Genomic DNA, 13,886 nt, shown 5'->3' with positions numbered 1-13,886 from the left:
AGTCGAGTGGCGGCAATCTCTTCGGAATCGGAAAGGGTTCTTTTTCCGGCAAGGTTTACCTTTCTTACTCAACTCACGCGACAGGCATGGCCGATACTACCGGCACGAACGCCTACAGCGGAGTTCTCCGTTGTGCGAGTGCGCGGAAACGGTCGTGGACCTTATGTGGACTCCGACGATGTCGATAAGCCGTTTGAAAGCATCCCTGCTGCTAGCATTGGCCGTGCAACTATTGAGCGCGTCGTTGGCCCTGGGTATTGAACCCGGGGTCGACCGCTACTCGAATGTGCATCCGCCCGTGCCCCAACAACCGAGTGGACCTCCACAGCCGGCTCGCGATCGTCCCGGCCCAGGTCCGACCGTTGGCGATGAGCCGCCGAGCGGCATTGACGCCTCGGGGCCCGAGTTCGTCAATATCGCGGACATGGAGGTCTTCGCCCCGGCCGACATCAGCACCTACGGGGCGGGCATCGCGCCCAACACCGGCTGGTGGGCCTCGTGGGATTACCTGCGGTACACGGTCACTGCTCCGCATCGCACGTTGATCGGCAATCCCGACATCGCGACCGGCTATTCGACGGGTTCGAGTGTCTTCTACGGTGCCCGGACGGTCCCAAGCTCGGACGGCACGACCGGAGGTAGCATTGCGGGCCCGCAGCTCGCGCCGATGGACACCGGCTGGATCGGACAAGGACCGTCGAACGGCTACCGCTGGGAAGGTGGCTGGATGGACAAGAATCACGGCTTCTTGCTCAGCGCGTTCCGGCTGTACGATAACGACCAGAACGCCTTTGCCAACAACGTCGGAGTGCCGTTCTACGCACCACCTCAAGGACCGCAAGGAATCTCGCTGCTGCAAGGCTTCGTCGATCCCAACGGTACCGGGCATGACGCGGACTTAAACGGCAACGGTATTTTCGGACGCTATGGACCGAACCCCAGCAGCGGTTCAGTCCCCTCGAACGCCGGAGCTCCGGACTTCGGGGACCTGGCGACGTTGCCGGTCAACTTCACCTCGCTCATCGCCTACGATCACCGTAGCCTGTGGGGTGCGGAAGCAGACTACGTATGGCGCCTGCGACCGGCGTTCCACCCGGTCACCTGGGAAGTCCTGGGCGGCGTACGTTACTTCCGCTTTGACGAAAGCTTTGCCGTCATCGGCACCGGTGGCGTGCTCGATTCGAGCTACTGGAACACCCGTTCGATCAATAACATGGGTGGTGGTCAGATCGGCTTGCGATTCGCCCACAAGCGCAATCGCTTGATGTTCACCAGCGAAGGTCGCTTCGCCGCGATGGCCAACTGGCAGAACAACCTGCAACAGGGCGAGATCGCCTCGAACACCGTAGCGGGCGGCGTCTCGACCGTCCAAGGCCGATCGCTGAACCTGCTCCCTACCGGCTGGAACACTGCGGTGCAGAAGACGGAATTCTCCCCCTTGGGTGAATTGCGGTTCAACCTGCAATACCAGGTCTTCAACAAGGCCTCGTTCAACGTCGGCTGGACTGGCATCCTGGTCGGCAACGTCGCCCGGCCGGCCGACATGATCAACTACCAGTTGCCGAACATGGGCATCCTGGTCCACGGGAACAACAAGCAGACCGTGTTCATGCAAGGTCTGACGGTGGGCCTGATTTTCAACCGCTAAACGCCATAGGCCGGCCGTCGGGGTGACGTGAAATTCGTGGAGCGATACGAATCAGCATCACCCAACGATCGTGGCGCAATTCTGAGAGACCGAGACCACGGTCAGTGGTACAGGAAAGAATGCCCGCGATAGCGAGGTGCGCCGACGATACCAAAGGCTGAATGTCGTCTGGCAGAAATTGCCGAGGGGGTGCAGCGAGAGCCTTATCACGCTTGCTCACTCAGACGGCCTTGCGTCGGAGATGGCCAGGCACCGCTCATGCAGCACCTGCGACGCGATGCCAGAGGGTGTCGCTCTCTTCGATAGTAACGCGAGCCTTGAGCGGTGCCACCTTCGTGAAGACCACTGCCGTGAAAAACCACACGGTCTTGAAGAGTCGCAGTGAGTTAAAGAATCGCACAGACCGCAATCTGATCGGTCGAGGATCTGCGAATCTGGCAACAAAAGGCCGGCTATCACCGGGTACAGTTCTGCCGTCAAACTTGCTCGCCGACTGAGGCGACTTGCCAACTACTACGTCCTGCCGGCTAAATCCCGATGGCCAAGCACGAGGGCTTAAACGTCGGCACTACGCAGTTTGCGAAGCTCATCCAGCTCGGTCATGAGGCGGTGCCGTAAGGGGCTTTCGCCACGCAGCTCGTCCAGCAATGCCTCGGCCCGAGCGAATGCCGAATCGTCGTACTCGCCCGCTTTGAACAGCTTTCGCCAACTGCGGACAACTTCTTGCTCGGTTAGCACGCCAACCACCCTTCCTGAATCAAGATTCAAACTGGTTCTGATCGTGCGCCGCCGCTCAACGTCGCCGCGGATCGTGAGTTTATCCTACTACGACGCGCGATAGTAAACAAGCGCGCTCTTCTCGCCCTGGGCAGCAAGCAAAGACAATTCACCTTTGCCTGACTACGTCATGTCACGCCACAGACTATCCAACCCAACCGGCAAATGACTGGCCCACCCGAGCGGCGGATTATCGACGCCCGAGAAGGAGAAACTGCTATCACGTCGTGACGGGCGATGCGTTCTCGATCGACATTTTTTCAGTGGGATTCGACGACCGCTGCACGTAGCTTGGGTCGATCTTGGCAAGTTCTTCGGCCAGGGCCTGCACCGTGTAGCGAATTTGCTCCTCGGTATGGTTCGAGGTGATGAAGAACCGTAACCTCGCGGCTTTTTCCTCGACAGCCGGATGCAAGATCGGCTGCACGTTCACGCCACGCCGTTCCATCAATTGCGACATCTCGAGGCAGTGCAGCGAATTCCCCAGGATCACAGGCACGACGGGCGTATCTTTGCTGTTGCCCGTATTCATGCCCCACGATTTCGCCAGGCTGAGGAAGAGACGCGAGTTATCGCGAAGCCGCGACACGCGTTCCGGTTCCTCTTCGAGCAGATGGATGGCAGCCAAGGCCGCGGCCGTATTACTCGCCGGGATACCGCAACTGAACACAAAGCCGGGCGCGGTGTATTTCAAGTACTCGACCATCGCCTGGCTGCCGGCGATGTAACCCCCACAACTCCCCAGCGCCTTGCTGAGCGTGCCCATCCAAAAGTCAACGTCGGCCGGATGGATATCAAAATGCTCGCCGATGCCCCGCCCGCGACGTCCCAGGACGCCCACCGAATGAGCTTCGTCGATCAACAAGAACGCCTTATGACGCTTTTTGACTTCGATCAAGCGTGGCATGTCGGGAATGTCACCGTCCATGCTGTACACGCCCTCGGTCGCGATCAACACACGGCGGTAATCGCCGCGCAACTCGCTCAACAACCGATCCAGCGCACGCCAATCGTTGTGCGGGAAGGGACGGCGACGTGCGCCCGAGAGAATCGAACCTTGCACGATGCTGTTATGAGCCAAGGCATCGTGCAAAATCAGATCACCAGGGCCGAACATGTGCCCGATGACCGTCTCGTTCGTGCCATGGCCGCCGACGAAGATGATGGCGTCTTCGCTACCGATGAGGTCCGCGATGGCCAATTCCAAATCGCGATGCACGACCTTGTTGCCCGAGACCAGTCGACTGGCCGATACCGACGTGCCGTAAAGATCGATGGCGTCCTTTGCGGCCTTGGCCACGGCTGGGTCGCCTGACATACCGATGTAATTGAAACTCGAGAAATTGATCAACTCACGACCGCCGACCACGGTGGTGTCAGTTGCCACTTGCTCGTGCAAATGGAAGAAGGGATTCTGCAATCCCGATTCGTTCAATGCGCCGAGGGCTTCCTTCAGCTGCACGATTTCGGGGAACTTGTCGAAGCTATAGTTTTCGGCGGGAATATCCTGCGTCTCGACACGCAGGGCCTTCTTCTGCCCGCCCCCCAGGTACAACTCAACCGCTTCCAGCACTTGGCGGCAAGTTTCCAATTCGGGCATGACGTCCTCAGGAAACCGCCCGCCGAAGCGTTCTTCCAGCGAGGCGAGAATCTCCATTCGCTCGAGCGAGTCGAGCCCCATGTCACCGATCGTGGTGTCGAGCGTCAACTCGCGGGCACGATCCTTGGCGATGCGGCGTACTTCCTCGAGAACGGCTGCGCCCTTCTCGACTTTCGAGATCGCGGGTTGTCCGCTGGCCGCGCTGCCATTTTTGGCCACGCCATGCGAACCGTTACCGTTCGACCCATGCCCATTGCCATGATGCCCGTTTGTCCGTGAACTGCTTGTGCCAGACTTTTGCTGGGCAGCCGGTGTCGTTGCGTTCTGACGAATTTCTTGGTCAAAAGAACTGTTGGCGTTGCGGCGCTGTTTGACGGTCGAGCGACTGCTGTTGCGATTCGTAAGCAGTAGGCTCGGCTCTTCGACCGCGTCGCGCACCGGCGAGTCCCAACGTGCCACGGAATCAAGCCCCTCGGTCAAGAATGCCGCGCGACAGGCGTGACGTTGAATCTTGCCGCTCGAGGTCTTGGGTACCCCTCCGGACTTGAGCAGTACGATCGCGTCGACGATCAACTCGTGTTCGCGTGAGATCTCGCGACGAATCGCCTCGAAGATCTCTTCTGACTGCGCCCGCCCGCTGCGCTCGATCTCGGCGACGACAACCAATCGCGTCGACTCGTCGTCTTCGACAGTAAACGTCGCTGCACAACTTGGGCGGATCGCCTCGTGAGCCTTTTCGATGGTTTGCTCAATATCTTGCGGGTAGTGATTCAACCCGCGGATGATGATCAGGTCTTTCAAGCGGCCGGTGATAAACAACTCGCCGCGATCGAGAAAGCCAAGATCGCCTGTGCGCAGGAACGGACCTTCGCCCGTATCGGCAAGGAGAGCACGAAACACATGGCCCGTTTCTTCGGGACGGTTCCAATACCCCTGCGCGACACTGGGGCCTTTGACCCACACTTCGCCGATCGTGCCGTCAGGACAAGCTCGCATGTTCTCAGGGTCGGTAATCACGACCTGATGGCCGGGACCGCTTTCGCCAGAGCCAACCATTTGGCGTCCCTCGCCATTCCCCTCCGCGGCATGCCCCATTTCGAGGTGGTCCGGCAAAAAATCGCGAATCACGGGGGCAGCATCTTTGTAGCCGCCGGACACGATGAGCGTAGCTTCGGCCAGGCCGTAGCAAGGATAAAACGCCTCGCGACGGAATCCGCAGGGCTCGAAAGCTTCGCAGAACCGATCAATCGTATCGGCCCGTACTGGCTCGGCACCGTTGAAGGCGAGCGACCAACTACTCAGGTCCAGTTCCGCGCGCTGTTCCGGCGTGGTTTTTCGCACGCATAGGTCGTAGGCAAAATTCGGTCCGCCGCTGATCGTGCCGCGATGCTTCGAAATCGCTTGCAGCCAGCGAATCGGCCGCTGCAGGAAGGCCACCGGAGACATCAGCACGTTCGGGCACGAGATGAACATCGGCTGCAAAATGCCGCCGATCAAGCCCATATCGTGATAGCTGGGCAACCAAAAGACGCCGCGACCGGTACGCTGGCTCTGGTCGAACAGATACTTAATCAACCCGGAGTTCTGGACCAGGTTGCCATGTGTGAGCATGACCCCCTTGGGGCGTCCGGTCGAACCAGACGTGTATTGCAAAAATGCGAGCGTGCCCGGCCCGACATCCGGGTATTCCCAGGCCGCTTCGATACTGGCGTGCGATTGGTCGGTGGCGCGCCAGCGAACTTTCATCAGGTCGCGGCTGGCGCCCAGCAGAGGCTGTACGCGTTCCAGCACGGCGCCGGTGGTTAGCGCGACACGCGCGTCGCAATCCCCGGCAATGGCCTGAATCCGTCCCATCGAACGGTTCATCCGCGGCGGATAAGCCGGGACAGCCACGACGCCGGCATAGAGGCAGCCGAAGAAGCTCACGATGAAATCAAGGCCGGGCGGATACAGCAGCATGGCCCGTTGGCCTTGCAGGCCGTGCGCTTGCAGCCAAGCAGCGACGCCGCGAGCTTGCCGGTCCAACTCGGCATAGGTGATCGAAATCTCTTCGTTTTCCCCATCGACCAGGTAAACGAACGCGAGGTCATCCCCGCGATGGGCGGCCAGATGCCGGAGAAGATCGACCAGGTTCGGGGGCCCAAAGAACAAGCCTCGAGTTTGATCTGACACAGCTTTTCGACTCCCGCATTAAACGAATAACGTTTAGGCAACGGCGGCCCTAGGTATTTCCCGTCGGAGGGATCAGGCAGTTTGTACGCTTACTCGCTGCCCGTGTCGGACAGGACCTACGATCCTGGCCCACACTAAGCTTGCCCCGCGTCTCATAGGATCGCGAGCGACCACCTGCTGGCGCAGCAGGAACGCGCACTCTCGATCCATGAAAGTTGGGAGCATTCGAGTGAGGGACGTTGTTCTGGAGCGATGCAGGTAGGTAGTACGCCAAGAAGTTATCCGTTCTTAGCATTCGCTCCGAACCTCGCTAGCAACTGACCGCGACCCCCCGTTGAGGTCCCGCGCATTGGCGGGGTCGCGGAAATTTCAACTAGCCAACCGTCAGAAAAAGAGTACCACGTTGGTCATGGGGATTCAAACAACTTTCGTCCCTAATCGACGCGTAAACCCAGTCGCCACACGGTCGCCGTGGAAAAAAAAGAAGCTCGTGCATCCCGAGAAGACTCTTTGTTGTTGGAATCAATCTCGAAAAATAACCCAGATTGCGTAAATTACCAAATAATCTGACATGTACGCACCACCCAAAAGGCCCCTATTCATCGAAGACTGCCGTGCCCAACGTCAACACTGATAGTCTGGGAATGCAGAAGCGTCTAACGGGGCGAATAGTATAAGTAGAATTCGATCGCAGGTTCGCCTGAGCCAATAATGTGATGACAGCAATCTCCTGGCGAACTTTCCCGTACTTACTATTTTGGCAATCTGCGAGAACCTTGATCGCGCTTCGTGGTGGTCTGGCGCATGATCCAGCGTCCTGACTAAGTGACGCGACGTTCGATCACGCGATTCGCGTCGACCGTGCCGTCGTATTATCTCTGTTGCTGTCGTCCCATGCGCCTCTCCCCTACATTGCCGCCGAGGAATGTGCAGATGCCTATTGCCGCGCAATTAGCTCTCATCGTGCTCGTTCTCTTCGCGACGAGCCTCGTGCGCGCGGCCGACACGCAGTGGCCACAGTTTCGCGGGCCGGCGGCGCTGGGGACTGCCGACAACCCTGATCTGCCGGATACCTGGAGCTCGACCGATAACATCGCCTGGAAGCAAGACACGCCGGGCCGTGGTTGGTCGTCGCCGATTGTCTGGGGCGACCGGGTCTTCGTCACCACCGTCACCAACGATGAAGAAGTCAAGAACAAGGACCGCAAGCGTGGCCTGTACCTGGGAGGGAATCGAGACGAGCCTTCGAAAAGCGAGCACCAGTGGCGCGTGCTATGCCTCGACCTGAATGACGGACGAGTGCTGTGGGAACAAGTAGCCCACACCGGTTTGCCGCCGGAATCGTCGCATCTGAAAAACAGCTACGCTTCCGAGACTCCGGTCACCGATGGCGAACGCCTGTATGTCTACTTCGGCAATCTGGGCGTGTTTTGCTATGCGCTCGACGGCGAGCCTCTTTGGTCGCGCACCCTGGGCACTTACAAGACCGCGTCGGGCTGGGGGACCGGTGGTTCGCCGGCGATCTTCAACGACCGCTTGTACGTTTTGAACGACAACGAGGACCAATCGTTCCTTTCAGCGCTCGACACGAAAACCGGCGCCGAGATGTGGCGCACGCCGCGCCCCGAAAAAAGCAGTTGGTCGACTCCGTTCGTTTGGAATCACGCCGATCGGACTGAGATCGTTGTCTCGGGCAGTGGCGCCGTGCGATCCTACGACCTGGACGGAAAGATGCTGTGGCAACTGGGGGACATGTCCGGCAACGCGATCCCGACGCCGATGGCCGGCCCGAACTTGCTGTACGTCAGCTCGGGCTATTTCATGGGGAACAAGAAGCCCATCGTGGCTGTCCGTCCCGGCGCGAGCGGCGATATCACGCTCGCGCCTGATGCGACGAGCAACGATTTCGTCGCCTGGTGCCAGCGTAAAGCGGCGCCGTACAATCCCTCGATCCTGCTCTACAAGGGGTTGATCTACTCGATTACCGATCTGGGGCTGACGTCGTGCTTCGATGCCCAGACCGGCGCCGCGCTGTACGAAAAGAAAAGACTTCCTAATGCGAAGGCGGTCACGGCCTCGCCCTGGGCGTACAACGGACAGGTCTTTTGCCTGAGCGAGTATGGCGAGACGTTCGTCATCAAGGCAGGCCCGGACTTCGAAGTGGTGCGCGTCAATTCTTTGGCCGATGACGACATGTGCCTGGCCACGCCGGCGATCGCCGGCGATAAACTGTTGCTGCGCAGCGATCGTCGTTTGTACGCGGTCCAAAAATCTGCCAAGATTGCCGCCGGCAAGGCAGAATAGCTCGGCCAGACCTCGGCTGACGTTCATGCACGTTGAGGCGCTGGCACGTCAAGCCGCTGCGGGGCGACTGACACCTGACATATGAGAGATCCGCCGATGAGTTCTGCTGTGAAGATCCTGGCCATGGCCGGCAGCACGCGTGAAGCGTCGTTCAACAAGAAGCTAGTGAAGCTGGCCGCCGCCGGCGCCCAGGCCGCGGGGGCCGAAGTCACGGTGATCGATCTGCGCGACCTCGCGATGCCTCTGTACGACGGCGACCTCGAAGCCAGCTCGGGCCTGCCGGCCAGTGCGATGAAGCTCAAGGAGCTGATGCTCGCTCATCAAGGTTTTTTGATTTCTTCGCCCGAATACAACAGCTCGATTTCGGCCGTGCTGAAGAACGCCATCGATTGGGCCTCGCGCCCGGCGACAGGCGAGCCCCCACTGGCCTGCTTCAACGACAAGGTGGCGGCGCTCATCAGTGCCTCGCCCGGAGCGCTTGGCGGCCTGCGCGGACTGGTCCATCTGCGTGCTGTGCTGGGCAACATCAACGTTCTGGTGCTGCCGGACCAGGTGGCCGTCATGAACGCTCACACGGCATTTGCCGACGACGGCTCGTTGAAGGACGTCAAGCTGCAAGCCCGCGTCGAAGCAGTCGGCGCCAAGCTAGCGCGCGTGCTCGCGAAGCTGCACAACTAGCAGCGACAGGTGCGAAGACGCTGCGTGCAGACTTATGTCGTCAGGCCAGGATTTCGTGAATCACGCGTCCGGCGACGTCGGTCAGGCGGAAGTCGCGTCCCTGGAAGCGGTACGTCAGCCGCGCATGATCGATGCCGAACAGGTGCAGCATCGTGGCGTGCAGATCGTTGACGTGTACCGGGTTTTCAACCGCCTTGTAACCTAATTCGTCGGTGGCCCCGTAGCTGATGCCACGGCGAATGCCGCCGCCGGCCAGCCACATCGAAAAGCCTTGCATGTGATGATCGCGGCCGTTGCCCTGCGCCATTGGCGTACGGCCGAACTCGCCACCATAAACGATTAACGTCTCGTCCAGCATGCCGCGCTGCTTCAGGTCCATGATTAGGGCCGTGGCGCCGCGATCGACTTCGGCCGCCGTTCCCTTGACGTGTTCCTTAACGCTGCCGTGATGATCCCAGTCGCGATGGTACAACTGAATGAAGCGCACGCCGCGCTCGGCCAACCGACGCGCCAGCAGGCAGTTCGCCCCGAATGATCCATCGGCCCCCTGCGTACCGTACATTTCCATGACGTGGGCGGGCTCATCCGAAACGTCGAGCAAGTGGGGCACACTGGCTTGCATGCGAAACGCCATTTCGTACTGGGTGACGCGCGTCGCGATCTCGGGATCGTCCAATGTCTGATTTGCTTGCGTGTTCAACGTCTTCACGGCGTCGACCAGTTCGGCTTGCCGCTGGCGATCCACGCCCGGCGGATTGCTGAGGTAAAGGACGGCGTCCCCTTTCGAGCGAAACTCGACTCCCTGAAAACGGCTGGGCAGAAAACCGCTGTGCCACATCCGCGCCGCAATGGGCTGCGCCTGGCCAAACTTCCCCAACGAAGTCATCACGACGAAGCCGGGCAGGTCATCGCTGTCGCTGCCGAGCCCGTAGGTCAACCATGCCCCCATCGACGGGCGTCCCGAGATCGTGGTGCCCGTGTTCATGAACGTGTGGGCCGGATCGTGGTTGATGGCATCGGTGTGCAGTGAGCGAATGATGCACATCTCGTCGGCCACGGTCGCCAGGCGGGGAAAGACGCTCGAAATCTCTTGCCCGGACTGCCCGCAACGCACGAAGGGATGCTGCGGCGCCAGGCAGGTCAGCTTGGCGTTTTGCAACTGCGCGATCGGCTGTCCTTTGGTATACGACTCGGGCATGGGCTGGCCTTGCATCTCGGCCAGCTTCGGCTTGTAGTCGAACGTTTCCAAATGCGAAGGGCCGCCCGCCATGTACAGATAAATCACGCGCTTCACGCGCGGGGCGAAATGCAAGGGGCGCACCACGCCCGGCCAAGGGCCAGCGGCCGGTAGCGCTTGTGGCGGGGTTGAATCTCCGGCACGCAGCAAGTTCGGCGCCCCTAACGACGCCAGAGCCAAGGCGCCGACATTCGCACCGGCACGGGCCAGAAACGTGCGGCGGCAAATCTCGCGAGCGAGCGCGTCACGGTCCGCGGAACTCAGAATACGTGGATCGTTCATGGTCTTGATCGCTTAATACCGCGAAATCGTTTCGTGCAAATTGAGAATCGTGCGCGCGACCGACGTCCAGGCTGCCAGCTCGGTCGGATCGAGGTCCGCCGGAACCGGGGTTTCTCCCACCGCCACCAGTTTGCGCGCCTCGTCGGCATTGCCGGCATAGTACTGCCGATGCTTTTCCAAGAGCGTGTTGAGAATTTGCAACTCGTCGTTCGTCGCCGGACGTGACACGGCGTGATGAAATGCCCAATTGATGCGATCGTTTGTCGGCAACGTCGTCTGTCGCAAAATATGCTCAGCGAAGACGCGGGCCGCCTCGACGTAGATCGGGTCGTTTAGTAAAACGAGCGCCTGCGTCGGCGTGTTCGAACGATTTCTCTCAGCCGTGCATTCCTCTCGCGTGGGCGCATCAAACGCCAGCAGGCTGGGGTGCAGGAACGTGCGGCACCAGTAGGTGTACAGCCCCCGGCGATACAGATCCGGACCATGGTCGGCTTCGTATTCGCGCACTGGAAAATTCAAATGGGCCCAATAGCCGCGCGGCTGATAGGGCTTCACGCTGCGCCCGCCGATCGTGGGGACCAATAACCCGCTGACGGCCAACGCATTGTCGCGCACCATTTCCGCTTCGAGTCGGAATCGACCCTGTCGCGCCACCAATAGATTGTAGGGGTCGACATGCAATGCCTCGGGCGAAGTATGCGAGCTGCGCCGATACGCATGGGAACTGACGATCAGCCGAAGTACATGCTTTATATCCCAGCCGCTGTCGATGAGTTCGGCGGCCAGCCAATCGATCAGCTCCAGGTGTACGGGCCACGAACCCTGGGCTCCTAAATCGTCGAGCGGTGCTGTCAGACCACGACCGAAGGCCAGCTTCCACAGCCGATTCACGAAGACCCGTGCGACGAGCGGGTTATCGCGCGACACCATCCACTGCGCCAGGTCGAGCCGCGAGGGGCGGCGTCCTTCGACCGCGATCGGCTTCAGAAAACCTGGCGTGGTTGGTGTGACCACCTCGCCCGATTCGTTCAACCAATTGCCGCGCGGCAGCACACGGGTCATGCGCGGCTCGCCGGCCATTGCCACCAGGGTTCGCAGCACGCCGGCGTCGACTTCTTTGCGCTCTTTTTCCAGCGCCGCCAGTTGATCGCGCGCGGGATTTAAGAGCGTAGCCACGCCCCGATGGAATTTGGCGATTGCATTGCGTCCTTCTTCGTTACGCTCTAAGGCGGGCTTCACGACCAGCGGTGCCATCGCTGCTGGCACATCGGCCTCGACGACGCGGAAATAAAAACCGGCGCCGGCCTCGGCATTTACCACTTTTAATAGCAACTGATTCGTGCCCGGGTGCAGTTGCAGCGTGACCTGATCCTCGTCCGGCTTGACGGGTCGCTTCTTGCGCTGCGTATGCACCTCCTTGCCATCGTGCCAAACTCGCAGCCCATCATCGCTGCCCAGCGAAATCACGAGCGGCGTGGCGCGTGGCGATTCGATCGTGCGGTACAGATACATGGCTCCGCGCTCGGCGGGTAACTCGTGCGCGGCGCCATCGGCCCAGTCCGCATGTGGCAACCAAGCGAGCTGCGCATCCGTGAACGTGGCCGTTAGATCGATGTCCTTTTCCGGACCATAAGCCGTATCAAACGCCGCTTCGAAGCTGTCGGCCTTGAACGGCCCGACCGCTTGCCAGGTTGCGAGCTGCGGCGGATTTGTTAATCGCTCGCGGGCTATCGCTTCCCAGGCGACTTGCGCGGCGTCCAACTCGGGCGTCTGCGTATCGAGTGTGGCACGCACTTTTAGTAGCGCTGCATCAAGTTCGGCCAGCTTTTTCTCTTGATCCGAACTGGGCACAGGAAACGCCGGGCCGGGTAGCGCCACCGGCTGCTCTTGCACGTCGGCGAAGAATGCCGCGAAGCTGTAGAAGTCCTTCGTCGTAAAGGGATCGTACTTGTGATCGTGGCATTCGGCGCATCCGAGCGTCGCACCGAGGTAGACCGTCGAGGCGTTACGCACCCGATCCGCGGCGTACTTGGCGATATACTCTTTCGCCTGCGCGCCCCCTTCAGTCGTCGTCATGTTCATCCGGTTGTAGCCCGACGCGACCTTTTGAGCCAGTGTCGGCGTCGGAAACAGGTCGCCGGCCAATTGTTCGACGATGAACCGATCGAGCGGCATGTTGGCGTTGAATGCGCCGATCACGTAATCCCTGTACGGGGCAACATCACGATGATTATCGCCGTGAATACCGGTGGTGTCGGCGTAGCGCACCAGGTCGAGCCAGTACATGGCCATCCGCTCGCCATAGTGCGGCGACGCCAGCAGCGAATCGACGTATCGCTCGTAGGCATCTTCGCGCTCGTCATGCACAAACGCGTCGACCGTTTCGGGCGCCGGCGGTAGCCCGACGAGATCGAACGACAAGCGCCGGGCCAAGGTCACGCGATCCGCTTCGGCAGCCGGCGAAAGTCCCGCCTCGATCTGCCGCGACGCGAGAAACGCATCGATCGGATGGGTGGCGTTTGAGTTGGTCGAAAGTTTCGGCCGTTCGATCGGTGTGTACGACCAATGCTCTTGCCAGGGGGCGCCCGCGGCGATCCACGCCCGCAGCAGCTCGATTTGTCGCGCCGTGAGTTGCTTGCCGGTTGCCGGCGGGGGCATGCGCAGCGATTCGTCGTCGGTCGTGACACGCGCAATCAGTTCGCTTTCTTCGGGCTTGCCCGGCACGATCGGGTGATGATCGCCGATCGTGGCCATTGCACCGGCCTGCGTGTCGAGACGCAGGTCAGCTTCGCGCTTGTTCTTGTCAGGTCCGTGGCAAGTGAAACAGTTCTCGGCCAGGATCGGCCGGATATCGCGATTGAATTTGATCGTCGCATCGTCGGCCGCCACACTTACCGCCGCGTGCGAGCAGGTCCACACGAGGGCGAGAATGCAGGCGCCACGCCGGACATCAGTAATGCAGGCAATCATGCAGAATTATCGCAGGTCGAAGCCGGCTCAAGGCAGGCAGAGCGTGCCGGCAGGTGGGAGTGCAGGACTGGTCGTTAGAAGCCTGCGTCCCAGTCTAACACGACCCGCGCCGGTCACAAGTTTTTCGACGTACCACGGTCGACAACCCTTTCGAGCAGGCGGTCCCGGGTCGGTCGCCGTTCAGTTGACAGGCCGAACGGGGGCGGCGAATCTGAGGG

The 13,886-nt window shown here is 60.4% G+C and carries 7 protein-coding genes; 3 read left to right on the top strand and 4 right to left on the bottom strand.

The genetic code is table 11. The annotated features are described in order from the left end of the window. The first annotated feature begins 178 nt into the window (after positions 1-178). Positions 179-1,648: a BBP7 family outer membrane beta-barrel protein gene (locus tag VGN12_11075; protein HEY4309985.1), complete on the top strand. Its 1,470-nt coding sequence runs from the start codon at positions 179-181 to the stop codon at positions 1,646-1,648. Positions 1,649-2,203: 555 nt separating this feature from the next. Here the strand turns inward: VGN12_11075 and VGN12_11070 are convergent. Together VGN12_11070 and VGN12_11065 are read right to left on the bottom strand one after the other, a co-directional pair. Beyond that, positions 2,204-2,386: a hypothetical protein gene (locus tag VGN12_11070; protein HEY4309984.1), complete on the bottom strand. Its 183-nt coding sequence runs from the start codon at positions 2,384-2,386 to the stop codon at positions 2,204-2,206. Positions 2,387-2,645: 259 nt separating this feature from the next. Further along, positions 2,646-6,197, bottom strand: coding sequence for an aminotransferase class I/II-fold pyridoxal phosphate-dependent enzyme (locus VGN12_11065; GenBank protein HEY4309983.1), 3,552 nt, complete (start codon positions 6,195-6,197; stop codon positions 2,646-2,648). A gap of 933 nt (positions 6,198-7,130) precedes the next feature. Between VGN12_11065 and VGN12_11060 the strand changes: the two genes are divergently transcribed. After that, positions 7,131-8,501, top strand: coding sequence for a PQQ-binding-like beta-propeller repeat protein (locus tag VGN12_11060; GenBank protein ID HEY4309982.1), 1,371 nt, complete (start codon positions 7,131-7,133; stop codon positions 8,499-8,501). A gap of 96 nt (positions 8,502-8,597) precedes the next feature. Beyond that, the gene (locus tag VGN12_11055; protein ID HEY4309981.1) at positions 8,598-9,179 is read left to right on the top strand and encodes an NAD(P)H-dependent oxidoreductase; all 582 of its coding nucleotides are present in this window, start codon (positions 8,598-8,600) and stop codon (positions 9,177-9,179) included. 40 nt (positions 9,180-9,219) lie between these two features. Here VGN12_11055 and VGN12_11050 read toward each other — a convergent pair whose 3' ends face one another. Together VGN12_11050 and VGN12_11045 are read right to left on the bottom strand one after the other, a co-directional pair. Further along, positions 9,220-10,698, bottom strand: coding sequence for a DUF1501 domain-containing protein (locus tag VGN12_11050; GenBank protein HEY4309980.1), 1,479 nt, complete (start codon positions 10,696-10,698; stop codon positions 9,220-9,222). 12 nt (positions 10,699-10,710) lie between these two features. After that, positions 10,711-13,668, bottom strand: coding sequence for a PSD1 and planctomycete cytochrome C domain-containing protein (locus tag VGN12_11045; GenBank protein ID HEY4309979.1), 2,958 nt, complete (start codon positions 13,666-13,668; stop codon positions 10,711-10,713). Between the last annotated feature and the right edge of the window lie 218 nt (positions 13,669-13,886).

Source organism: Pirellulales bacterium (genome assembly GCA_036499395.1).
Lineage (GTDB): Bacteria > Planctomycetota > Planctomycetia > Pirellulales > JACPPG01 > JACPPG01.
The sequence above is the reverse complement of the archived record's forward strand: the minus strand, read 5'-3'. Positions and strand labels throughout refer to the sequence as shown.